This is a genomic window from Martinezella tropici, from assembly GCF_008370325.1.
GTDB classification, from domain to species: domain Bacteria; phylum Pseudomonadota; class Alphaproteobacteria; order Rhizobiales; family Rhizobiaceae; genus Rhizobium; species Rhizobium tropici_B.
On sequence record NZ_VNIP01000004.1, the window covers coordinates 364,525 to 388,432 of the forward strand.

Below are 23,908 nucleotides of genomic sequence, written 5' to 3' on the forward strand. Positions count from 1 at the left end.
ACTGCCACGAAAATCAGGCGCGACGAGTTTCGCCGGGTGCTATCCCATAAAGAGAGCGGTAGGCCCGGGAGAAATGCGCGCCGCTGGAAAAGCCTGTGGCGATGGCGATTTCGGAAATCGAAAGCGGGCTCTGCTCCAGGAGCCGCCGGGCATGCTGCAGCCTTATTCGCCGATATTGCTCGAGGAATGTCGAGCCGAGATGCGCGGCAAACAGCCGGTCGAGATGGCGCGGCGTGACGCCGGCAATCCGCGCCATGGCCGTGCGGTCGAGCGGCATCTCGATCGTCTCCCCCATTTTTTCGAGCACGCTCAGCAGGCCCGGGTGGTGAACGCCATAGCGTTCGGCAAGCGAACCGCGCTGCGGCGCCGTCGGTTCACCGACTTCGGTGTGCAGGTACCAGTCGCTGACGCGCCGTGCAAAATCGGCGCCCATGCGCTCGGATATCAGGACATGCATCATGTCGAGCGGCGCAATGCCGCCGCCGCAGGTGATGCGATTGCCGTCGATCACGAAACGCGCCTGACGCGGCGAAAGCGCTGGAAAGGCTTCCAGCAAGGCCGGCGCATGCTCCCAGTGAATGGTGAAATCGCGCTCGGCCAGAAGCCCGGCGGCGGCAAGCAGATAGGGGCCGCCTGAGATGCCGCCGATCCGGACGCCCTCGCGCGCCAGCTGGCGAAGGCAGGCGAAAACCGCTGGATAGTGCCAATCGCGCGGCGATCCGCCGGCGCAGATAAAGACCGTGCCGAGCCCGGATCCGCGACCCGGAAGAGGCTCGGCCGGCACTCGCACGCCGCCCGAAGATTCGGCCGAAATGCCATCCGGGGAAAAGATCGACAGTCGATAGATTTCGCGCCCGGCCAGGAGGTTGGCGGCGCGCAACGGCTCGCTCGCGGACGCAAACGACATCAGCGCGAATCCCGGGATCAGGATGAAGCCAATGGACTGGCTATTTCTTGCGTCGATCGAAGCCATGTCCCTTTTCTATCGAAATAGGTCCTAATTGGGCAAGTCAGTATTTTCCACTCTGTCATCATGAATGGAATTCCAAGCGGATCGAACCATGCGCTATTCGGCTCTCTCAGTTTTCCTCAACGGCCTTCGCGGCAATACCGGCTGGGCGCCCGCCTGGCGCCAGCCGCAACCGAAACCACACTATGACGTCATCATCGTCGGTGGTGGCGGCCACGGGCTGGCGACAGCCTATTATCTCGCCAAGACCTTCGGCATCACCAATGTTGCCGTTCTGGAAAAGAGCTACCTCGGCTCCGGCAATATCGGCCGCAACACCACCATCATCCGCTCGAACTATCTGCTGCCCGGCAACAATCCCTTCTACGAGCTGTCGATGAAGCTTTGGGAAGGGCTGGAGCAGGACTTCAACTTCAACGCCATGGTCTCGCAGCGCGGCGTGCTCAATCTCTTCCATTCGGATGCGCAGCGCGACGCCTATACGCGGCGCGGCAACGCCATGCGCCTGCACGGCGTCGATGCCGAATTGCTCGATCGTGAGGCCGTTCGCAAGAAGCTGCCCTTCCTGGATTTTGAAAACGCCCGCTTCCCGATCATGGGCGGGCTATTGCAGCAGCGCGGCGGCACGGTTCGCCACGATGCCGTTGCCTGGGGCTATGCCCGCGGTGCCGACAGCCGCGGCGTCGACATCATCACCGGCTGTGAAGTGACCGGTATTCGTTCCGAGAATGGCCGAGTCTTAGGCGTCGAGACCACGAAGGGCTTCATCGGCTGTGGCAAGCTGGCGCTGGCGGTGGCCGGCAATTCCACCGTCGTCGCCGACATGGCGGGCCTGCGCCTGCCGATCGAAAGCCATGTGCTGCAGGCTTTCGTCTCCGAGGGCCTGAAGCCGTTCATCGATTGCGTCGTCACTTTCGGCGCCGGGCATTTCTACGTCTCGCAGTCTGACAAAGGCGGCCTCGTCTTTGGCGGTGATATCGACGGCTACAATTCCTATGCCCAGCGCGGCAATCTCGCGACCGTCGAGCATGTCGCGGAAGCGGGCGTGGCGATGATCCCGGCGCTGACGCGGGTGCGCTACCTGCGCAGCTGGGGCGGCGTCATGGACATGAGCATGGACGGCTCTCCGATCATCGACCGAACCCATATCGACAATCTCTATCTGAACGCCGGCTGGTGCTATGGCGGCTTCAAGGCGACGCCGGCATCGGGCTATTGCTACGCGCATCTCATCGCCCGCAACGAGCCGCATGAGACGGCCCGGCAGCTGCGCCTCGATCGATTCCGGCGCGGCTATCAGATCGATGAAAAGGGCGCTGGCGCCCAACCGAACCTGCATTGAGGACATGACGACATGGCAAGCCTGATTTCCTGCCCTCACTGCGGCACCCGGCCCAAGGAAGAATTCACCATCAAGGGCGATGCGAGCCTCAGCCGCCCCGCCCCGGATGCCGGCGCGGAAGACTGGTTCGACTACGTCTACCTGCGCGACAACCCAAAAGGGCTGCACAAGGAATATTGGCACCATTCCTCCGGCTGCCGCCGCTGGCTGATCGTCGAACGTGACACCGTCACCCACAAGGTCCATGGCGTCAGCGACGCAGCTCTTGTCAAACTTGGAGGTGGCGCATGAGTAGCTATCGCCTCTCCTCCGGCGGCCTGATCGACCGCTCCAAAACCGTTGCCTTTCGTTTTGACGGCCGGGATTTGAGCGGTTATCCCGGCGACACACTTGCTTCCGCTCTGCTCGCCAACGGTATCCAGCTTGTCGGCCGCAGCTTCAAATATCACAGGCCGCGCGGCATCCTGACAGCGGGTGCTGCCGAGCCCAATGCACTTGTCACGACCGGCACAGGTGGGCGAACGGAGGCCAACACCCGTGCCACCATGATCGAGCTCCATGATGGGCTGATCGCCCGCAGCCAGAACCGCTGGCCCTCACTCGGCTTCGATGTCGGTGCCGTCAACGGGCTGCTCTCGCCCTTCTTGAGCGCCGGCTTCTACTACAAGACCTTCATGTGGCCTGCCGCCTTCTGGGAGAAGGTCTACGAACCACTGATCCGCAATGCGGCCGGTCTCGGCAAGGCCTCCTATGAAGCCGATCCCGATTCCTACGAGAAATGCTGGGCGCATTGCGATCTGCTCGTGATTGGCGCCGGACCCGCAGGCCTTGCCGCGGCGCTGACGGCGGGGCGCGCCGGAGCGCGCGTTCTCCTCGCCGATGAAGGCTTTGCTCTCGGCGGCAGTTTACTCGAAGAGCGCAGTTCGTCGCTCAAGGGCATGTTGGACGAGCTCGACAGCCTGCCGAACGTGCAATGCCTGCCGCGCACGACCGTTATCGGCTGGTATGACGATAACGTCTTCGGCGCGGTCGAACGCGTCCAGAAGCATGTGGCAGCGCCCGATCCGCGCCAGCCGATCGAACGCCTCTGGCGCATCATCGCCAAGCAGGCGATCCTTGCGACCGGCGCCGAGGAGCGGCCGCTCGTATTCGGCGGCAACGATATTCCAGGCGTGATGATATCAGGCGCCATGCGCAGCTACCTGAACCGCCAGGCTGTTGCTCCCGGCAAGCGCACCGTGGTCTTCACGACCAACGATTCCGGCTACCGGACCGCCGCTGACCTCGAGGTCGCAGGTGTCGAAGTGGCTGCCATCGTCGATACGCGCGCCGATGGCAGCCACTGGAACGGCAAGGCGCGGGTGCTGACCGGTGCATGCATTGTCGATGCGCTTGGTGGAAAGCAGCTGCGTCGGGTCAGCATTGCGAGCGGGTCGGGCACACAGCATATCGAGGCCGATGCGCTCGCCATGTCCGGCGGCTGGAGCCCGATCATTCACCTTGCCTGCCATCGCGGCGCCAAGCCCGTCTGGTCGGAAAAGCATGCGGCCTTCCTCGCGCCGGAAAGACAGGATGGCTTGCTGATTGCCGGCTCGGCGGCCGGCCTTGCCTCTACGGATAGCTGCCTTGGCGACGGAGCGATCAAAGCTGCTGAGGCGCTGGAGGCAATCGGTTTTGGCAAGATTGCCCCGGCCTTTGCGTCAACGGAGGAAGCACTGCCCGCTGCCAAGTCACTCTGGTTCGTCAAAGGCGGCAAGGGCAAGGCCTTCGTCGACTATCAGAACGACGTGCACCTCAAGGATCTCGGCCTTGCCGTTCGTGAGGGCTACGGCGATGTCGAGCTTGCCAAGCGCTACACGACCAACGGCATGGCGACCGATCAGGGTAAGCTCTCCAATATCAACGCCATCGGCATCCTCGCCGAGGCCCGTGGCGTCTCGCCGGCCGAAGTCGGCACCACAACGTTCCGGCCCTTCTATACGCCGGTCTCTTTCGGGGCGCTGACGGGCGCCTCGCGCGGCAAGCACTTCCAACCCGCGCGCAAATCCCCTTTACACCAGTGGGCGAAGAAGAATGGCGCGATCTTCGTGGAGACGGGCCTCTGGTATCGGTCGTCCTGGTTTCCGCGCGACGGTGAAAAGACCTGGCGCGAAAGTGTGGATCGCGAAGTGCTGAACATTCGCAAGAATGCCGGCATCTGCGATGTCTCGACACTCGGCAAGATCGAAATCTTCGGCAAGGATGCCGCAACCTTCCTCGACCGCATCTATTGCAACGGCTTCGCCAAGCTGCCAGTCGGCAAAGCGCGCTACGGCATCATGCTGCGCGAGGACGGCATGATCTATGACGATGGCACCACAAGCCGCCTGAGCGACGAGCACTTCTTCATGACCACGACGACGGCGCTTGCAGCCGGCGTGCTGATGCATCTGGAATTCTGTGCCCAGACGCTGTGGCCCGAGCTCGAGGTCTATTTTGCCTCCTCGACCGACCAATGGGCGCAGATGGCGGTGGCAGGCCCAAAATCGCGCGCAATCCTCTCCGAGATCGTCGACGAGGACATCTCCGATGCCGCCTTTCCGTTCATGAGCGCGCGCACGGTTTCGCTATTCGGCGGCAAGCTTGAGGGCCGGCTTTTCCGCATATCCTTTTCCGGTGAGCTCGCCTATGAGCTTGGCGTACCCGCGGCGGTTGGCGAGTTCGTCGCCGATGCCATCATGCAGGCGGGTCGGAAACATGAGATCTGCGCTTATGGCGCCGAGGCGCTTGGTGTCCTGCGCATCGAAAAGGGCCATGTCACCCACGCGGAGATCAACGGCACGGTGACACCGGGCGATCTCGGCTTTGCCCGGATGGTCTCGACGACGAAGCCTGATTTCATCGGCAAGGCGATGCTCGCCCGCGATGGGCTTCATGCCGCGGATCGTCCGCGCCTCGTCGGTATCAAGCCGCTGGACGCGGCCGCAAGTTTCCGCACTGGCGCCCATATCCTGGCGGATGGCGCGACAGCGACGCTCGAAAATGATCAGGGCTACGTCACGTCAAGCGCCTTTTCGCCGAGCCTCGGCCATACGATCGGGCTAGCCTTGGTCAAGAACGGACCGGAGCGCATCGGCGAAAGGGTCACTGTCTGGAATGGCCTTAGAAACGAATACACGGATGCGGTGATCTGCAGCCCCGTCTTCATCGACCCTCAGAACGAGAAGCTCCATGCCTGATTTGCCCATATATAGACCGGCCCTTGCCGGCAAGACCGCTTTGGGTGGCGACACGATCCGGCTGGAGGCCCTGCCCGAGGGCCATCTTCTGCATGTCATGGGCGTGACGACGACAGAGGAGATCGAGGCACATCTTCTTGCGGCCGGCCTTAAGGAAAGCTCCGTGCGCCCGGCCGGCTACCGGCAATGGTTCATCGCCGGCAATGATCGGGTCTCCGATGTTCATCTGCGGGCATTGACCGGGGCGCTTGCGGGCCGCGCCTTCATCTCCGACCAAAGCCACGGCCGTGTCCGTATCCGCGTATCGGGCCTCAACGCCACTCAAGTGCTCAACAAAGGCACTGCCGTCGATCTGCATCCATCAGCTTTCCCCGAGGGAAGCACGGCGATGACGCTTTTCGATCACATCTCGATGCAGCTCATGCGCACCGGCTCGGACGATTTCGAGCTGACCGTGCTGCGCAGCTTTGCGGAATCGCTCTATGAGGAGCTCGAAGAGCTGGCTCTTGCCCATGGCGCCGAGCGCCTCGCATCCTGAATGATATTGCCCTGCCGACGGCGGTGATTCGCTCCCGCCGTGCCGTCCGCATCGATACCGAGAGCGTTGCTTATTCAGTTATATCTCGCATTTGCTACCAAAAGTGTGGGTAACCGCATCGGGCAACTGTTACGATGCGATGAAGGAAATATAACGAAATCAAATGGATAAATGTCTTTGGCCTGATATGATTTCGTCATACGCTGATCAGCCATTACGCCTTAATCTCTGGACGGCCTGACAGAATCGTGTTCTATCGTTTGTCGGGCATAGGTCGGCAAACCGGCATTAGGCCGCCAAGAGGAACAAATGGCGATAGCAGAACGCACGGAGACAATAGCTCCTTCCAAGGAAGATGCAGGCGGCAAGATCGCGCGCCATGCAAATCTGCTGTCGGGCCAGCTGCAGCAGCTCAGAACCCGGATGTATCCGCCGAAGTCCGAAAAAATACTCAGGCAGTTCCTGACCAACGAAGTGTCCAAGCTGACATCGATCCCGGATTCGACCCTGAAACTGATGTCGAGCGAGGGTCGAGGCCCGACGCCCAGCCGATTGGAGAACAATCATCGGGTCTACACGCTCGCACAGATCAATGAATTGCGTGAGCTGTTTGCAAAGCAGAAGCCTTCGGATGCCCTGCGTTTCCTGCCGCGTCGCCGCCCGGGCGAACATCTTCAAGTGCTGGCGATCGCTAATTTCAAAGGCGGAAGCGCCAAGACGACCACCTGCGTTCATCTCGCGCATTATCTTGCGCTTCACGGCTATCGCGTGCTTGCGCTCGACCTCGATCCGCAGGCGTCGCTTTCGGCCATGTTCGGAGCGCAGCCGGAAGTCGATGTCGGTGCAAACGAGACCATCTATGCGGCCTTGAGATATGACCAGGCCGAAAGACGCTCGATCCGCGAGATCATCCGCAAGACCTATTTTGATGGTATCGACCTCATTCCGGGCAATCTGGAGGTCATGGAGTATGAACATGAGACCCCTCGTGTTCTGGCGCAGAAATCGGGTGCCGGCGCCATCTTCTTCGAGCGGCTCAAGCTTGCGCTTGCCGAGGTCGAAGGGGATTATGATATCGTCATCCTGGATACGCCCCCCTCGCTAGGCTTCCTGACGCTGAGCGCGATCTACGCGGCGACAAGCATGATCATCACGGTGCATCCGGCCATGCTCGATGTGGCATCGATGAGCCAATTCCTGCTAATGATGGGCGATCTGATCAGCGTGCTCAATGAAAGCGGCGCCCAGCTCGACCAGGATTTCATTCGCTATCTGATTACGCGCCACGATCCGAACGATGCGCCGCAGTCGCAGGTGGTTGCGATGCTGCGCCATCTGTTCGGCTCCGATGTCCTGTTGCCGACGGCGATCGAAAGCACCGCCGTCGAAGCCGCCGGTCTTGCCAAACGCTCTGTTTACGAACTCGAGATGGGCCAGATCGGTCGCGATACCCAAAAGCGCGCGCGGGAGGCCGTGGATGCGGTCAACGAGGCGATCGTTCAACTCATCAACACAAGTTGGGGGCGTGGATGAGCAAGAGCCCGAGAAAATCGATCGTCGCAAGTTTCGGCCTTCTTTCAGCCGAATTGGAAAGCAGCGAAGCTTCCGTTGAACAACCTTCGCCGGCCCCCGCCCCCGCCCCCGCGGCGCAGCCGGGTCGTGTCGGGGCGGGCGTCATTGGGGCCGCGCACCGCGCGATTGGCGATATTCGCGCGGAACGTGATCGGCTGCGAGCCATCGTCGAATCCGGTGAAGGCTGGATACAGGATCTGGATCCCCAGATCATCGATCCATCCCCCTATCCGGATCGTCTGCCGGACGACAACCCCCAAGATTTCGAGAGATTCAAGCGCTCGATCGAGGAGGAAGGCCAGAAGATCCCGATCCAGGTCCGCCGACACCCGTCCGCGGCCGACCGATATCAGGTGGTCTACGGTCATCGCAGATGGCGGGCTGCTCTAGAGCTTGGCCGTAGTGTCCGGGCCATAGAAGTCGAGATTTCGGATCTCGATCTCGTCCTCGCGCAGGGCATCGAGAATGCCAGCAGGCAGGATCTGACATGGATCGAGCGGGCGTTGTTCGCCTCGCGCATGGACGATGCCGGCATCAAAGCGCGGCACATCTATGCGGCACTCTCGATCGAGGATGCCGAGCTTGCCCGGATGCGCAGCGTCTATCGAGCGGTCCCGGCCGATGTGATCGAAGCGATCGGCAGGGCGCCGAAGGTTGGTCGCCCGCGTTGGCTGGAACTGGCGAAGACAGTCTCGGCACGACAGGATGCGCTGCAGGCGGTGCGTGCCGCTCTGTCCGATGCAAGTGAGGCAAAGGAAACCTCGGACGAGAGATTCCAGCTGGCGTTGAATGCGATCAAGCCCCGCGCCGGTTCGCGCAATACCCAGGTGCCGATTTCCGATGCGTCGGGAATGAGGCTGGGAGCGTGCGTGGTATTGCCTCGTGAAATGCGGATCTCCGGCGAAGGTAAGCTGGGAACAGAATTCATAAAGTTTGTCGAGGAGGAGCTGCCCGGCCTGGTCGAGCGCTTCACTCGCCGGAAGAAAGCATAACCCCTGACAGGTGTCAGGGTTTTCAGATCGGAAAGGAAGCCTAGCAAAAGAAAAAAGGCCCCCAAACGTTGCCGTCGTGGAAGCCTTCTCTTCAATGTAGCAACTGAAGAATCGCATTTCCACGAATCACAGTCAAGCGTTTTTGGCACCGTTTTTGGTGAGCGGATTTCTTTTGCCTTGCGAGGGTGAGGGAAATGCAAAATGGAAGTGTGACGACGCCCTTCGGGCGGCGGCCGATGTCGCTTGCCTTGGTGCGGCGGCAGGTTGCCACGGCCGAGATCGCGCCTGGCAAGACGGCCGACAAATGGAAGGTCTTTCGGGATGCATCCGAGGCCAGAGAACTGCTGGGATTGCAGGATCGCAGCCTGGCGGTACTCGACGCATTGCTGAGCTTTTATCCCGATAACGAGCTCCGCCAGGACGCGCAGCTTATCGTCTTCCCTTCCAATGCGCAGCTGACCTTACGTGCCCACGGCATTGCCGGGGCGACACTTCGCAGGCATCTCGCGCTTCTCGTGGAGGCTGGGCTGATTGTTCGGAAGGACAGCGCCAATGGCAAGCGCTATGCCAGGAAGGACAGGGCGGGTGAGATCGAAAACGCTTTCGGCTTCGACATTTCGCCGCTTCTGCTGCGGGCAGAGGAACTTGCAGGCATGGCGCAAAAGGTGGCAGCGGATCGCCTAGCGTTCCGGCGTGCCAAGGAAAGCCTGACGATCTGCCGGCGCGATGTGCGAAAGCTCATTACGGCTGCGATCGAGGAAGGTGCCGCGGGCAACTGGGCAATGATCGAAGATATCTACATCCGCCTTGTCAGGCGCCTTCCGCGTTCTCCCGCGATGTCAGAGGTTGCCGGTATCCTCGAAGAGATGGAACTTCTGCGAAACGAGATCGTCAACCTTCTGGAAAATCAGCAAAAAGCTACAAATAACAGCACCAATGATGCTCATAATGAGCGCCACACACAGAATTCAAATCCCGAATCCATCTATGAACTTGAACCAAGCTCTCGAAAAGAGCTGGGGGCGACGCCTGAGAGGAAAAACGAGCCGCACAGCGAGACGATGCGAACGTTCCCGTTGGGTTTGGTGCTGAAAGCTTGCCCGGAGATTATTGCCTACGGGCCGAATGGGGCTATCAGCAATTGGCTGGAGCTGATGTCCGCCGCCATCGTGGTTCGATCGATGCTGGGCGTCAGCCCTTCGGCCTATCAGGATGCCTGCGAGGCGATGGGACCTGAGAACGCCGCGACGACAGTCGCCTGCATTCTTGAACGGTCGGGGCACATCAACTCCGCCGGCGCGTATCTGCGGGATCTCACGATGAAGGCGAAACGCGGCGAGTTTTCCGTCGGACCGGCAATCATGGCTTTGCTCCGGGCAAACGGCCATGGCGACCATGTGACGGGAAAGGCCTCATGAGGTAAGCGGTCTCGGGACGCGCCGAAGCTTGTTCGCTTGCGATGATAGGTTTGGCCGAATGAGGTCGGCGACAGATAGAGCTGTTTGGCGTTCTCACAAACGATACGGCCACAGCGGAAAGATTTAGCTGTGGCCGAGCGTCTCCCGTCGAAGATGATCGACGGTGCATGCATGCAGGAGGTTTAACGGCAGACGCGTTCCTTGCGAATAACCCAATGACCGTGAACCTTGTGCTTCACGGTCTTGACGAAGCAGTCCCGATGATGATGGCGGTGGAACGGAGCTGCCTGGGACGGGGCGCTGACGGCGACGACGGATGCCAGGGCGATTGCGGAAGCAAGAAGCAGGTTTTTCATGTTGGTCCTCGTAAGCACTGGGGGGTTGATGCTGCGCGATAACGCCTGACTTTGATGCCCCAATTCGACTTAACTGAAAATGAATAGCATGCTTACAAATTTGTAATGCTTCGATGATGCTTCATGGAAAAGGAGCGGCGGATCGGGAGCCGATACGATCGATGATCGCATATCTCCTTTCGGCAAGAAGAATGGCATTTCTCTCCCCTCTCCTTCCTCGACTCCAGTCATCCGGCGAAGGCTGGGCGAGATTTTGATCCTGGAACCGGCGCCAAAGGCCGATCATTGTTTTACTTGGCCCCTGTGCATTATTCAGACACGGATTCACGGTCGGCACTATCGCCTTGAATCGGCAGCTTTCGACCTTCTTTGCGGATAAGAACGCAGACTTAGCCATTCCCCGAACGCAACTGCTTGTTCGTTCTTCCGCTTCCGCCACCCAGTTGGCGAAAACGACCGTCGATCGAGCTCTACCCTGTCCTGCGTCGCCCTTTACCGGCCCATATCAGCTCGGTATATTCAACGAATGATGAGTACCGACAACATTTCGGCGCGGCGCATTCCCAGGCAACATCGCTCTCGGCAGACTGTAGAGGCCGTCCTTGCTGCCGTCCCTCTGGTCGTGAAACGGCACGGGGCCGGATATGTCACGACCAACCGCATTGCCGAGGTCGCAGGAGTGAGTATCGGCTCACTGTATCAGTATTTTCCGGACAAAAGATCGATTTTTAGTGCTTTGCATGAGCGCCATGTCGAAGACGTTCGAAACTTGCTGGGGCGCTATGTCGGTGCACATGAGTCATCGTCCTTCAGCAGATTTGCGGTCGAGTTGGTTGAGGAACTTGTCGATCTACATTGCGTCGAGACAGAATTACACCAGCTGATTTCCGCGTCGGTCAATGAGGGTCCGGAGCATTTTCGCCATGCATTGCGATCGGTGTTTGAGCAGGCCATCGCTCAAAGCGGCTCTGAAAACATCAACCGCATCTTGTTTGTCCTGCCGAGTCTGGTCGAAGGTGTCGTCCACGCGGCGACATTGTCGCCATTCACGTCCCGCGAGGCCAAGGGCGAAGCGGTGAAGGCGACCCTCGCCTACCTGTCCACCCATCGCGAGTTAGGTCGATAAGTCGCCTTTAAACCGAACAATGTCAAAGCAAGGCATAGGTTCATTGGGATCGGCCCGCCTTTTTGGCAAAATACCCGACGTTTTCGTCGATCCAATCACCAAAATTCTTTGGTGGGCGCCGGAGCAGTTGCTGTACACCATCGCTGACAGTGGCGAGCCGGCCCTCGCGAATGGCCCGCCAGATATCGACCAACGCCTCCGCATACGCGTGATCGGCCCACAACAGCGCGTCCGTCATCGCATCGGCATCAGACAGGGTTTCGTAGCGGACGGATATGCCTATCGCTTCCCCGATAGCCGTCGCCATCCGCCTGTAGCTCAGAGCTTCAGGGCCTGTAATGACTGGCGATTCGTTCCGAGGTTCCCTGCCAGTCAAGATTGACACGACGACGTCGGCGATATCGTCGGGGTGTATGAAGGCAATCTTGCCGTCGCCGGTCGATGAGGAAAGCACCCCATCGTCGCGAATCGAGTCTGCCCAACTCAAGGCATTCGACATGAGCGCCGATGATCGAATGAAGGTATGGTACACACCACTCGCCCGGATGGCCTCCTCTCCACGCGCGTGCCAGGGACCGGTTCCCACGCCGGTTTCGACGTCAAGCGTTGAGAGTTTGACGAGATGCCGCACGCCGGCATCTCGTTCCGCCAGCGCGCAGGTGCGGTCCCGCTCTCCCAGATGAGGACCGATGTTGATCAGGAAAAGAGCGTCACACCCTTGAAACACGTCTGCCAAATCGGTTCGCGAGCCTGCGAGGTTGCCTAGCCGGATTTCTACGCGGTCGCCAAATACCGTCCGTGTTTTCTCGGGTTTGCGGGTGAGCAGGCAGGGCGTCGCGCCGGCGCCGATAAGGCGCTCTGTGACGAGAGAGCCTATGTTCCCGGTAGCCCCGGTGATAAGGTATTTCATCAGAGCTCACTCCAGGATCGAATGATCTCGAGGGCTACTCGCTGCTGCCCCGCTTGCGTGAAGTGAAGCCCATCCTCCATTAGCAATTCGTTCAGCGATGGTGCATCGAGCCGCTGAAACAGATCGACGACCGGATCACCTAGACCGTGCATGGCGGTTGCAACCTGCGCGATGTCGTCATTGCGAAAGTGCACACCGAAGTGAGACAGTGCCCAATGTTTGGTCACCTGGTTTTCGTTTACCGCGACGGGCGTGATCCATAGGCACCGCGCTCCCGTTTCCCTCGTGACGCGGGAACGAAGTTCGGCGAGATTTCGGGCGGTCTCTTGGTGATGGACAATCGTCTTGGTGGGTTCGGGGCCTTGTGTCCTTGCGTCGTTCAGTCCGAGGAAGAACAGGACCCAATCCGGGCGGCCGGTAAGCACTTCACTGAACCGGACCAAGCCATGCGTGGTCGTATCGCCGCTAATGGCGCTTGCCACTACCGATATATTGTCGTCCGGTCGCCGGGCTGAAATCAATTCCTGCAGGATGATCGCCCAGGACTGCGGATCTGATGTCCGACTGTCGCCAAAAGCGAAGATTCGGGCATCTGTGCGCAGCGGTAGCCGGTCAACCATTGCTCCATTGTCGGGTTCGGCCAGGAGCATTCGCGCCGATGCTTTCGCACCTGCAGTGAGCTCGGCAAGCACTGTCGAATAGTATTCCGGATCAAGACCCAGCAAAGCCGCTCGAGCTTGCTCGGTGAGCGATGCCGCCCCCGGAAGCGACGCCACCGTCTTCTCAGGTTGAAAGACCTTCACCATCCAATGCATTTGCTCTTTTGACATTTTCATCGGGATAGGTTCCTTATGGCTGTGATCAGATGTAGGCAAGTTAGCCAGCAAGTGACTGATCGTCAGCTCGCGTTTGAACGCCAAAAAAACCGTTTAAAAATATGTATTTGGAAAGCGTTACTCAGGTTTCTTGAGCCGAGTGTCTCGCCCGTCCATGTTCCGGCGATCGCCGCGATGAGCGAGCGGGCTCTGCAGCGGCCGCCTCGATTTTCTCCATTTGGGGCCGCAACTCCTCAGGTTGAGCGACAATCGGTCAAGTTTCCAGGCAACGGCGACACCGCCCTCGCCGAGCTGGCTGATCACTCCCTGGAATTGCGGCCTGTCCAATACCCACCACTGGCAGCTTCCTCGAATATCCGTTAGCATCCCACAGCGTTAAGCTCGCGAGCCTGCGCCACATTCGAGTGTTCGTCGCCCTTTGGTTCCTGGGCATATCCGACCCGGGCGGGTTCGACGCTCGATTCGGTCCTTTTGCAAGCGGCATCCGTAATCGAATGGTATCGCCGGCGTTTTGGCGAGGAGTTCAGACGAGATTACGTCCCGGCCAATCTGGCTTCTGTTCGGCGTCGGTGCTGGAATGTATGGCTAGTGGAAGTAATAAGCGCGGTAGCTGCCGTAATGATAAAAAGACACATAAAAAACAGATAGTTAAAGGCGTGAAAATTTTGGTCTTATAGGCACCAATTGTAACGGGAGAAGGCTTGGCGGTCCCGCTGAAGCGGCCAACCTGAGTAGAGCCATTAGAAACTTCTACTTCAGACTCTCCGTCACGAAAACCGAGAGAGGATCGGGCTGACATTGGCCGATGGAATTGAGATAAACGTAGCCAGAGCTCTCATAGAGCGCGCTGGCACCCAGACCGTTGGTGCCGGTCTCCAAGTACAATCGCTGATCTGGCGCGCCTTCATCTCGAATGTCTCGAGCACTGCGCGCGACAAACCCTGCCATCGCCAAGCTGCCGAATGAACATACTCCTGACTTCACCGTCGCTGTCGCCCTCGTGTTTCGCCGCGCCGCAGTCGGTCGTCATTCGAACCCTCAAGTTCAGAGGGTGCGGCTCGGAATACTTATTCATTCGCACTCGATCGTGCCTGGCAGCCGAGGCTCATAACTGAGGGGTCAGAATTCATGGACACGCGTAGCAGCTGGATGGCCTGGACGACAGTTGGTCCTGGGGTTGTCGGCGGGTCGGGGCGCTCGCAGAATTCACGCCATACGTAGAGGGTCACTTCGGCGCCATCCGTTCCCAGCTCCCCCTGCCCTTCCGCAAGACCTTCCAGCACACGATAGCGGGGATCCTGTCAGAAGAGTTGCTCGACCAATCGTAAATCGGGATCACATGAAAATGGATTGTGTAGCCGGGAATATGCCCATACCGACCCATATAGACGCGTCGGGCATTCAATCGATGCTTCAGGTTAGTCTGCGCTCTCGCCAGCAGTGGGCCAAGTTCCTCCAAGGCGCCCGCGGACAGGTCCGATAAATCGGAAGCGAGGTTTTTGGAGGTGATGATGAGATAGCCGGTGAGAGCTGAATTTGCGCGATGGCTGATAGCCCATCCATCGGTCTCTGCTATAAGATATGGATCGGTTCTTCAAACAGCCTCCCCTTCGTCGCCTGAACAACCGTAGCGTGGTTGTACGGCGTTTCGCTTTCACCGTATGGATGACAGCATATAGGGAGCTTTGGTGTCGACCGATCAGATAGGCGACATCGGCCCAGCCAACCTATTCATGCCAGGAGCTGAAAAGCGCTGATGCCCCAGTCCTGCTAGGCGTCGCGGGTCGACGGCAGACCTGGAATGGTGGCGAGCGGCGATTTATCAGCCGCTCTCAGGCGAGCAAGGAGGACGAGCTTCGTTACTGGGGTGTTTGGCGAAGGTCTGCGAGTATTGTGCAAGGAAAACCTGACAGCTGTCAGGGTTTTGGCAAGACAGGATTGTGATCGGGAGAGACATGGGCAGACTTGGCGTCGCTTCCGTCGGGCCCGAAAATAGCCTGGCGTGGCGGTTCAGGACCTAAGAATGCAACTTATGAAAACCCTGACAGCTGTCAGGGTTTTCATAGGGAAGGCCGTTATCCTGGTGAACGCGGCATATTGGCTCGGTGTCAGGGCGAAGGGGATTGTTGCCAGGGAGATCGGGGTCTGTATCCAGTATGCGTCCACGCGGGACAGAGGGGGCTAGGCACTGCACTTACTCGTTGATCCGGGGAAGCGCCCGCCCGATGCGCCATCTGCGGCGGGCCGCCCCGCGCGATGAAGAAGCACGTCATCTGGCTAAACATACGTTGATAGCCGTCGTTCGACGGGATCGTCTGCACGACCAGCCTGCTTTGGTGAAACTGCTCCCGGTAGATGATGATGTTCGATATCAGCGAGGCGCCGACGGACCCACCCGTGTTGCGAGCCGCGTTGAGGAGAGCCGAGGCCTGATCGGTCTCGATGGAGGGAATGCCATCATAGGAAGTTGATGTGATGGGCAGGAAAATGAAGAGCACGCCGGTCCCCCAGCAGCATGTTGGCGTCGGCCAGATGCCCGAAGCCGATACCGCTATAGGCTCTGGTCAAGTGGCATATGGAGAATGCGCCAAGACGGCGCGATGGCGATCAGGTATTTCGGTGGCACTTTCGATGAGAGAAAGCCGACGACGAACATCATGATTATGGCTGCCACGCCGGGAGAAAGCATCAGGCCTGCCGAGGCGGCGGAATGGCTGAGATTCTGCAGAACGACTTGCGGCAGGTATTGGGTCGTGGCGAGCAGCAATGCGGCCGCTGCCAAGCATCACCAGAAGGGACGTGCCGAATTACCGGCTGGGCAGCTTTTGATGTCGCCGGCGGGGTTCTTTGTGTTTCAGCTCCCAGGGGAACATCGGGGCAAAGGCTAAGACGCCGATCGCGGCAGCAACGATGATGAAGTTTGAGCCAAATCAGCCGTGTTCGAGGTCGCCCTCGAACACCAGCTCCAGTATGCCAAGGCAGGTCGCGACCAAAGCGAAGTAAATCTAGGCAAAGCCCGGGATTCTGACCGCGGAGCCGCACGCGTTCCCCTGCGACTCTTTGATCGGCATCCCGCGGCATCCCGACGGCGGCAAATGTCAAAATGCCGACGCATCCGTTGATCAGGAAACACCACTGCCAGGACAACTTACCGGAAAGCCCTCTGCCCGGCCCCACCATGGAAGCGACCCCAGGCAGCATTCGGGAGCGCTTTCGAACAGTGGGCGTTGTCATAGTGTGGTGCGCCATAAAAGACGAGATGATCGGCCGGGGCAGCGTAGTTGCAGAGGCGACGGGCCATCGTGAGCTCGCGACAACAATCCGTTATGCGATGCGCGCGCGTGGCACGGCGACGGTGATGGAGCTGTTTGACAAACTGTCGGAGATCGAAGAGATCCGGTCCCTCCCCGTCCTCGCGCTGGATATTCTTCAAGCGGCGGCGCGGCATTTCATCGACCCAGTCCTGCTGCCGATCCTGATATCGTCGTTGTTCTATGCGGATCTGGCGCCGGTCAAGGCATAGGTGGAGGGCCACGGGCGGGAACGCGGTGTGTTTTTCTGGCTGCGGATCTGGCGCGGCGGCAGATTCCGTCCGGTCAATATAGCAGCCAGATTTCGCCGGGGCCGGCAGGCCGGACGAGACCAAAGCCGAATGTTGGTCGGTATTCGCCCGGCGTCGAACTGGCTCAGCCGCGTCGAGCAGCCTCGATCGCCGCGACGTCGATCTTACGCATGGTCATCATCGCATCGAAGGTGCGTTTCGCTTCGCCGCCGCCGGCCACGAGTGCTTCCATCAAAATGCGCGGCGTGATCTGCCAGGAAACACCCCATCTATCTTTGCACCAGCCACACTCACTTTCCTGGCCGCCATTGTTAACAATGGCGTTCCAGTAGCGATCGGTCTCGTCCTGGTCTTCGGTAGCGATCTGAAAGGAAAAGGCCTCATTATGCTTGAATACGGGACCACCGTTCAGCCCGACGCAGGGGACGCCCGCCACGGTGAACTCGACGACCAGCACATCGCCCTGCTTACCCTCCGGATAGTCGCCGGGGGCGCGGATGATAGCCCCCATTGCACTATCCGGAAAGGTTTCGACATAGAAGCGAGCGGCGGCTTCAGCGTCCTTGTCGTACCACAGGCAGATCGTGTTCTTTGCCATTGCAAGTTTCCTTCCCAGTTGTTGTGATTGTCAATGTGACATAGGCGGCAGGCTATATTTCTCCACCCCTGGCGGGCTATTTCGCACCGATACCGGTAAACTACCTTCAATTTGACCGGCGTGAACGCTTCGGACCTCTGGGTGGGGAGACGGTTGTTTGTTGCGCGATAGCTTGGGAAGTCGACGTATTCTGTCGAAATCTTATCTATTCGGTCTGGATTGCCGCCAACTCGCATGACCGCGAGTTTATCGCTTCAGCGTTGACGCGGTATTTCCAAACAAAGACTAACGGAAGCGAGTACGGCTTTAAGTTCCAGATAGGAAAAAAACGATATTCATCCATATAGTTAATAAGGTGGGAACTAGATCCGGTATCCTTGAGAAATGAGTATCTGGGGCAAAATTTCAGTGACGCGATATCGGGAAAGCCCCAGCAGCGTTTCCTGTTTATTCCGCAGCATATTGTCGTAAATGAGCACCGCAACCAAGACCAGCATCGCATCGAGAGCATCGAGAAGCACTTGCGGAAACTCCATGGCTCGCATCGTCATCTACAATCGCCTGAAGATCTTTTCCGATCCAACCAGACATCCCCCTGCCAACTATCAGGATCTGAAAGCACGGAAGTGTCGGTTCGGATTGCAGCGGAAATCTGCCAAGCCCATGGGCAGCACACGTCCAGCCCTGCCCCGCCAACGCTCCGGCTCCAAATATTTCGAACGAAGTGCATGCCAATCGGTTTCGAAGTGATGCATAACTTCCCGACGATTGTTCAACGCACCTTCTTCGTCGATGCACGCCGCCTCGTTTATCGGGATGAGAACAGCACCAACATCCTTGTCGTCTTCGATGATATGACGGAAAGGAAGCGCCGCGATGCCGAGAAGGATTTCATCATCTCGGAGACGCGGCACCGGATGAGGAGCCTTTTCGCTGTGGTTCGATCCCTTGCTATGCGGATGGATGATGAAGGTCTGACGGGCGTTGACTACCGCAACCGGTTTCTGGATCGCTTCGAGGTCACTCTTCATGCACAGGAGATCGCCGCTATCAATGAGACGACCGATTTTGAAACTCTGTTGCAGCGATCGGTCGGCGGGTCCGGAAGGGGCCATCTCCATTGCGTGGGCGCCGCCATGCAGGTTCGGGGCTCGAAGATCGTGCCAATCAGTATGAGTTCCACGAGTTGGCGACCAATGCGTTGAAATTCGGTGCGCTTTCGGCCCCTGCGGGTGTATTGCATGTTAAATGGTCGCCGGAGGACGGACCGGAGAACCGGCCCTACATCGTATGTCAGTGGTACGAAACGGGCGGTCCACCGGTCGTGCCGCCGAAGCGAAGAGGGTACGGCACCGAGTTGATTGAAGGCACCTGCCGATACCTTGGCGGAGCTGTGGAACTTATCTTCGACCCAAAGGGTTTGGTTGCCACAATCAAGCTCCCCCGGGGATCTCATGAACAAACCTGAAAAAGGGAAAGTGGTGCGCAGGATCGTTCTTGTCGTGGAGGACGAGTTCTTTATCGCGATGGAGCTGCAAAGCGCGTTGACCAAAGGGGGATTTGGCGTCCTGGGCCCAGCGGGCTCAGTCAACCAAGCCCTTGACCTGTTGACGGCAACGTCCCGATGCTGCTGTCCTGGATGTCACGCTCGGTAGCGAGAAGGTTACGCCTGTCGCTCAGCTTCTGACGTCATGGGGCGTGCCGTTCATCCTTGCCAGCGCAACCGACGCGGCGGAACTCGCACGATACGATGTTTTGGCCAAGGTTCTCAATCTCGGGAAGCCGACAGACATGAAGCGCCTTGTGGAGGTGGTCCGTTCCCTTTGAGGCTTGGTGCTCCAGAGATCACCGTTGCCTTCATCTGTCTGTTGGGAACGTGCTGTCTACTCGGCGAGGGCCCATCTGACCTTCAAATAATCATTTGATATCAGCAGCGTAGCTTCTGCGCCAATTGCACACCAACCGTTCCAATCCCTTTAACAGCAAACGCATGTATGGGCCTGCGCAGGTGGGGTGTCTGCGCAGTACCATATCCTGAAGCGATTGAGTTTCTATATTATTGCGATATCAGCAACAATATAGAAACCATTAATGCAATTGTTATCGCCAGTGAGTGGCGACATTGTCTCTCCATCAGACGAACAAAGCATCGCCTGAACCCGAAACGACACGATAACAGGATGCAATGCGACCGAGAGTTTTCTTCCAATGATGCGCCGAGACGTGCTGCATTCGTCATGTGCCACGCTGGCAATTTCGCCCGCAATCACGTTCGCAGCAAGTGCTACTTCCAATCACGAAACCAATTAAAGGAACGATCGAATGACTACGATTACCACCAAAGATGGCGCGGACATCTTCTTCAAGGACTGGGGCTCAAAGGATGCGCAGCCGATTGTCTTCCACCATGGCTGGCCGTTGTCCTCCGACGACTGGGATGCCCAAATGCTTTTCTTCCTCTCCAAGGGCTATCGCGTTGTTGCCCATGACCGCCGTGGGCATGGGCGCTCTTCTCAGGTGGCCGACGGCCATGACATGGATCATTATGCAGCTGATGCCTTCGCCGTTGTGGAGCATCTCGACTTGAAGAACGCGGTTCACATCGGCCATTCCACCGGTGGCGGTGAGGTCGCACGCTATGTCGCCAAGTACGGTCAGAAAGCTGATCGCGTCGCCAAGGCAGTTCTCGTTTCCGCCGTTCCACCGCTGATGCTGAGGACCGCCAGCAATCCAGAAGGCCTCCCAATGGAAGTCTTCGACGGCTTCCGCTCCGCACTCGCCGCAAACCGCGCCCAATTTTTCCGCGATGTCCCAGCCGGTCCGTTTTACGGCTTCAACCGCGATGGCGCCAATGTTCAGGAAGGTGTGATCCAGAACTGGTGGCGTCAAGGCATGATGGGTGGGGCCAAGGCGCACTACGATGGCATCAAGGCGTTTTCAGAAACGGACCAGACCGATGATCTAAAGGCAATCACTGTTCCAACCCTGGTTCTGCACGGCGAAGACGACCAGATCGTGCCAATTGCAGACTCTGCCCATAAGTCGATCAAACTTCTGAGAAACGGAGCGCTCAAGACCTATCCCGGCCTCTCGCACGGTATGTTGACTGTCAATGCCGACCTGCTCAACGCAGACCTCCTAGCGTTCGTTCAGTCCTGATGCGATAGGTGGCCGCGGTGGAAACCTACCGCGGCTACCTGCACAAGAACCTTGCTGCAAAGCGAAATGATGCGATGATGATGCTGACACCCGACCTTGTTGCCTTGACCATCAGGGACGTCCGTGATGACGGTCCGGAGCCGGGTTGGACGCCGCTCTGTGAGGCAGAACTCGACAAGTTGGTCAGAGGGATCGAAAGCGAGGCGGGCGATGATCCTCTTTTTATATTTGCCTACGGATCGCTGATCTGGAACCCCGAATTCGAACCAGCCAGCCGTGAGCGCGCCACCGTACACGGATGGCACAGGTCATTCTCCCTCAAGATTGAACGTTGGCGGGCAACCAGTGACCAGCCGGGCCTTATGATGGTGCTCGAGCGCGGTGGTCAATGTGACGGCATCGTCTTCGAATTGTCAGCCGGTCGACGGCGTGAAGATCTGCGCGCACTTGTTGCTCGCGAGATCAAATATCGCGAAGTCATGGAAATGATCCGGTGGCTCCCGGTGCGAACCAAGGCCGGTATTCGCAAGGCTCTCACGTTTTGGGCAAGCACGAAGCGTGTTGGTCTGACAAGGCCGCTCCCTGCAGAGCAGGCATCATCGCTCATCGCAAGAGCCTGTGGGCAAGGGGGCTCCTGTGCCGAGTATCTTCACAACACGATCGTTGATCTTCGCGCCGAAGGCATCCATGACCGCAATCTGTGGCGTATGCAGGCTTTGGTCGCTGAAGAAATTGCTGCCCTCCATAGTAGTAGGTCCTGCCCTTCGGCCGAGCGCCGATGAGAAGTGCTCGGTCTAGTCCAGCGCCACCATATGAGCCGCAACTTGTTCTTCGAAGAATTTCGAAAACGAGGCGATGCGGGGTGGCAGCGTCTGATAGGGCGGATAGTAAAGAGTGAGCCAGAGATCAGCCGGCGCCCATCCACGCAGAACGTGAACCAGACGACCGGTTCTCAGGAGTTCTGAAATATGAAAGCCCGGCAACATGGCCACGCCGGCTCCATCGGCGGCCATGTCCGCGAGAACTTCGCCATTATTGGCACTGAACGACCTGCCTGCGGAAATCGTCATGCTTGACACGCCATCCGACAGCACCCAGTTCTCGCTTCGGCTTTCATCGCTGTAGGCAAGGCAATCATCGGGCGTCAACCCGCTCGGATGCTGCATTTCGACATACCGGCTTCCCGGTGCTGCGACGAGAATGCGTGGAACAACGCGGATCTTGCGCCAGATCGTGAACTTGTCCGATGGTTGCGACGAGATACGAATTGCCAGGTCGTAATCATTGTCGACAATGTTCACGAGCCCGTCCGACAAGGAAATCTCAAAGCTCATTTTCGGATTAAGTCGCCGAAAGCCGGAAAGGATTGGCGGCAGTACGGCCTTACCGAACCAGGTCGGCGCGCTGATCCGCAGGCGCCCCTGGTCGGCCTTATGAGCATTGCGGACGTCTTTCCGGGCGTTTTCGAGCGCCTCGACGGCCGGTTTGATCTGCGCGGCAAACACCGCGCCATCGGTCGTCAACGACACCTGACGGGTGGTGCGCACAAATAGCTGCACACCAAGATCGTCTTCAAGGGCTGCGATTGCTCTTGTGACAGCCGCCGCGGTCAGATCAAGCTCGCGGGCGACCTGCGCAAAGTTACGCTTTTCGGCAGCAAGCAGAAACGTCTTCAGGACCTTGTAGTCGTTCATCTCATTATTTCACAAATTGCAATTCATCAGCATCGAGTATTGCAAACGAGATCCGCAATCAATGGCAGTCGAAATCGTGCTGCTTCGGGATGGCGCGTTTCGGCTTTAAAATCTGTCGAGCTGGCATCGCTGGGTTAAGGGCTGCTGGTCGGGCCGCTTCCGCCTGGACGTGTCGCACCGTAACGTCGCTCGACATCTGGATCCAAAGAGCGATGCCTAATCGGGGACATTGTTGAGGTATATATAAGCTAATCGCTGCAGCAAGTTTGGCATGTTCGACATCGCCGATACCAAAAAGAGAGCGCGCCGTTGCTTTCGATATGCTCGTGACCGCTCAATCGTTCAACGGAACGCATTTCAGGCTGGGCAATGGATTAATCCAGCTTGCCAAGATCTGCCAGGCCGGCTTTTGCCAGCGGTTGGCGTCGACGGACGAAGTGTCGTTGACCTTGTAGATGCCGGCTATGCGACCGGCGCAGATGACCCGCAAGAGGAGCCATTGCGCCAGCAGGATGGAAGACCTCTTGCGATCAAGATCAACCGGTTTCCTCGTATCGTCCTGACAGGTTCGGGCGATCGGTTATTGTGAGGCGAGTGGTGCATGGATTTCGGCGATGTATCCACCGGGAAACCGTAGGATTACAGCCTGCCGCGTGTCCGACTGGTAAGGCTGGATCAGCACCGTCGCGCCAGAGGCGGTTGCCTTCGCGATGGTCGCGCTCAGATCCTTCACCTCATAGCCGGTTGTTTCATAGCCATAGGGATAGGGAAGGTGACCATCGGTCACGAGAACCGACATGTTGCCGAAGTCCGATGCGATGCGGAGGCGGCGGTAGGTATCATTCGGGCGGCCGATCTCTACACCTGGTGCTTGCCTGTTGTCCGAGATAACCTCTCCATGTGAAAAGGCTAGGAAGTCAAGAATGAAGGCGTCGACGGAATCCTTCGAGACATAGACCCTGTTTTCCGGAACCGTGTCGAACTTTGCATAGTGCGGAGCCTCGGTGTGCCAATAGAGCTGCATGTTGATGCCGCCCGGCCATTGAATGACGGCATCGCGGCCGATCGGATCGGGAAAGGTATCAACAATGACCGAGGCTCCGGCATTCCGAGCCTCACGGATCGCCGTGTCGATGTCCGTTACGAGGTAGCCGGTCCGCTCAAGGCCGAAGGGGTAGGGGATCGGCGTCTTGAACCCGAACAGCGACACCGTTCCAACGGGAGTCCGGATTAGTTGCGAGGTCGTGCTGCTTTGGGTCGGCGTCACCGTGGCGATGATCTGCTTGGTCGACGTGCCGCCAAAGGTGGCGACGAAACTACTTGCAAAGGCATCGACATCCGCTACAGGGACATAGACGTGAGTGGTGTCGTACTGGGGTCCAACCGCAACGCCGCCGTCGGTCGCGTGGACCTGTGTAATTGAGGCGGCCAACAATGTTGCAACGGCGGCGGCGAAGAATTTCGATCCATTTAATGAAGAGATCATCGGTCTATCCTGGCGATTGGGAGGTGAAGGTTTGGGTTCGTTTCAGTTGGTGTGTGAAGCGACAATGACCCCAAAGCGGGACCGCAACAATTGCAACAGTAGTGTCGAGTGTGTTGTTGAATCTGCAATAA

Annotated in this window: 22 protein-coding genes and 1 pseudogene; 12 read left to right on the top strand and 11 right to left on the bottom strand. The window is 58.5% G+C overall.

The window, feature by feature from the left end; genetic code table 11:
- Nucleotides 1–13: 13 nt before the first annotated feature.
- Nucleotides 14–973, bottom strand: a complete 960-nt coding sequence (locus FP026_RS07450; protein WP_149633980.1) for a GlxA family transcriptional regulator — start codon at nt 971–973, stop codon at nt 14–16.
- 88 nt (nt 974–1,061) lie between these two features.
- On the opposite strand from FP026_RS07450, the gene FP026_RS07455 reads away from it, so the two are divergent.
- The 7 genes from FP026_RS07455 to repC all read left to right on the top strand — a co-directional run bounded on the left by FP026_RS07455 (nt 1,062) and on the right by repC (nt 10,050).
- Nucleotides 1,062–2,312 carry a sarcosine oxidase subunit beta family protein gene (locus tag FP026_RS07455; RefSeq protein ID WP_149633981.1) on the top strand — a complete coding sequence of 417 codons (1,251 nt, stop codon included), beginning with the start codon at nt 1,062–1,064 and terminating at the stop codon, nt 2,310–2,312.
- A 12-nt stretch (nt 2,313–2,324) separates the two neighbouring features.
- On the top strand, nt 2,325–2,603 hold the full coding sequence (locus tag FP026_RS07460) for a sarcosine oxidase subunit delta (RefSeq protein ID WP_149633982.1): 279 nt from the start codon (nt 2,325–2,327) through the stop codon (nt 2,601–2,603).
- On the top strand, nt 2,600–5,530 hold the full coding sequence (locus FP026_RS07465) for a sarcosine oxidase subunit alpha family protein (RefSeq protein WP_149633983.1): 2,931 nt from the start codon (nt 2,600–2,602) through the stop codon (nt 5,528–5,530). The genes FP026_RS07460 and FP026_RS07465 overlap by 4 nt, the downstream gene beginning before the upstream one ends.
- On the top strand, nt 5,523–6,068 hold the full coding sequence (locus tag FP026_RS07470) for a sarcosine oxidase subunit gamma family protein (RefSeq protein ID WP_149633984.1): 546 nt from the start codon (nt 5,523–5,525) through the stop codon (nt 6,066–6,068). Before FP026_RS07465 ends, FP026_RS07470 begins: the two co-directional genes overlap by 8 nt.
- Nucleotides 6,069–6,377: 309 nt before the next feature.
- Nucleotides 6,378–7,601: a plasmid partitioning protein RepA gene (repA, locus tag FP026_RS07475; RefSeq protein WP_149633985.1), complete on the top strand. Its 1,224-nt coding sequence runs from the start codon at nt 6,378–6,380 to the stop codon at nt 7,599–7,601.
- A complete protein-coding gene (gene repB, locus FP026_RS07480) occupies nt 7,598–8,632 on the top strand; it encodes a plasmid partitioning protein RepB (protein ID WP_149633986.1) in 1,035 nt (344 codons plus the stop codon). The genes repA and repB overlap by 4 nt, the downstream gene beginning before the upstream one ends.
- Nucleotides 8,633–8,826: 194 nt before the next feature.
- A complete protein-coding gene (gene repC, locus FP026_RS07485; RefSeq protein WP_149633987.1) occupies nt 8,827–10,050 on the top strand; it encodes a plasmid replication protein RepC in 1,224 nt (407 codons plus the stop codon).
- A 182-nt stretch (nt 10,051–10,232) separates the two neighbouring features.
- Here repC and FP026_RS30165 read toward each other — a convergent pair whose 3' ends face one another.
- A complete protein-coding gene (locus FP026_RS30165; RefSeq protein ID WP_186450783.1) occupies nt 10,233–10,406 on the bottom strand; it encodes a hypothetical protein in 174 nt (57 codons plus the stop codon).
- A 526-nt stretch (nt 10,407–10,932) separates the two neighbouring features.
- On the opposite strand from FP026_RS30165, the gene FP026_RS07490 reads away from it, so the two are divergent.
- Complete coding sequence (locus tag FP026_RS07490) at nt 10,933–11,532, top strand: TetR/AcrR family transcriptional regulator (RefSeq protein ID WP_149633988.1); 600 nt, start codon at nt 10,933–10,935, stop codon at nt 11,530–11,532.
- A 40-nt stretch (nt 11,533–11,572) separates the two neighbouring features.
- On the opposite strand, the gene FP026_RS07495 is transcribed toward FP026_RS07490, so the two are convergent.
- The 4 genes and pseudogenes from FP026_RS07495 to FP026_RS07510 form a co-directional block, all read right to left on the bottom strand.
- Nucleotides 11,573–12,442, bottom strand: coding sequence for an NAD(P)H-binding protein (locus FP026_RS07495; protein ID WP_149633989.1), 870 nt, complete (start codon nt 12,440–12,442; stop codon nt 11,573–11,575).
- Nucleotides 12,442–13,278 (bottom strand): SGNH/GDSL hydrolase family protein, encoded by an 837-nt coding sequence (locus FP026_RS07500; RefSeq protein WP_246665278.1) that lies wholly within the window; start codon nt 13,276–13,278, stop codon nt 12,442–12,444. Before FP026_RS07500 ends, FP026_RS07495 begins: the two co-directional genes overlap by 1 nt.
- A 1,067-nt stretch (nt 13,279–14,345) precedes the next feature.
- A pseudogene (locus tag FP026_RS30520) lies at nt 14,346–14,854 on the bottom strand (HIT family protein).
- A gap of 975 nt (nt 14,855–15,829) precedes the next feature.
- Nucleotides 15,830–16,060, bottom strand: coding sequence for a hypothetical protein (locus FP026_RS07510; RefSeq protein ID WP_149633990.1), 231 nt, complete (start codon nt 16,058–16,060; stop codon nt 15,830–15,832).
- A gap of 321 nt (nt 16,061–16,381) precedes the next feature.
- Between FP026_RS07510 and FP026_RS07515 the strand changes: the two genes are divergently transcribed.
- Complete coding sequence (locus FP026_RS07515) at nt 16,382–16,801, top strand: hypothetical protein (protein ID WP_149633991.1); 420 nt, start codon at nt 16,382–16,384, stop codon at nt 16,799–16,801.
- Between the two features lie 163 nt (nt 16,802–16,964).
- Here FP026_RS07515 and FP026_RS07520 read toward each other — a convergent pair whose 3' ends face one another.
- The 3 genes from FP026_RS07520 to FP026_RS30170 all read right to left on the bottom strand — a co-directional run bounded on the left by FP026_RS07520 (nt 16,965) and on the right by FP026_RS30170 (nt 18,559).
- On the bottom strand, nt 16,965–17,438 hold the full coding sequence (locus FP026_RS07520; RefSeq protein ID WP_149633992.1) for a VOC family protein: 474 nt from the start codon (nt 17,436–17,438) through the stop codon (nt 16,965–16,967).
- A 362-nt stretch (nt 17,439–17,800) separates the two neighbouring features.
- Nucleotides 17,801–17,989 carry a hypothetical protein gene (locus tag FP026_RS07525; protein WP_149633993.1) on the bottom strand — a complete coding sequence of 63 codons (189 nt, stop codon included), beginning with the start codon at nt 17,987–17,989 and terminating at the stop codon, nt 17,801–17,803.
- Between the two features lie 54 nt (nt 17,990–18,043).
- Nucleotides 18,044–18,559, bottom strand: coding sequence for a hypothetical protein (locus FP026_RS30170; protein WP_188112527.1), 516 nt, complete (start codon nt 18,557–18,559; stop codon nt 18,044–18,046).
- A 1,201-nt stretch (nt 18,560–19,760) separates the two neighbouring features.
- Here FP026_RS30170 and FP026_RS07540 point away from each other — a divergent pair.
- A complete protein-coding gene (locus FP026_RS07540) occupies nt 19,761–20,597 on the top strand; it encodes an alpha/beta fold hydrolase (protein ID WP_149633994.1) in 837 nt (278 codons plus the stop codon).
- A gap of 77 nt (nt 20,598–20,674) precedes the next feature.
- A complete protein-coding gene (locus tag FP026_RS07545) occupies nt 20,675–21,379 on the top strand; it encodes a gamma-glutamylcyclotransferase (RefSeq protein WP_149634118.1) in 705 nt (234 codons plus the stop codon).
- A gap of 12 nt (nt 21,380–21,391) precedes the next feature.
- Here FP026_RS07545 and FP026_RS07550 read toward each other — a convergent pair whose 3' ends face one another.
- On the bottom strand, nt 21,392–22,291 hold the full coding sequence (locus tag FP026_RS07550; protein ID WP_149633995.1) for a LysR family transcriptional regulator: 900 nt from the start codon (nt 22,289–22,291) through the stop codon (nt 21,392–21,394).
- 271 nt (nt 22,292–22,562) lie between these two features.
- Between FP026_RS07550 and FP026_RS07555 the strand changes: the two genes are divergently transcribed.
- Nucleotides 22,563–22,880, top strand: coding sequence for a hypothetical protein (locus FP026_RS07555; protein ID WP_149633996.1), 318 nt, complete (start codon nt 22,563–22,565; stop codon nt 22,878–22,880).
- Here the strand turns inward: FP026_RS07555 and FP026_RS07560 are convergent.
- Entirely contained in the window at nt 22,872–23,777 is a 906-nt protein-coding gene (locus FP026_RS07560) for a glyoxalase (RefSeq protein WP_149633997.1), read from the bottom strand. The genes FP026_RS07555 and FP026_RS07560 overlap by 9 nt on opposite strands.
- Nucleotides 23,778–23,908 lie beyond the last annotated feature (131 nt).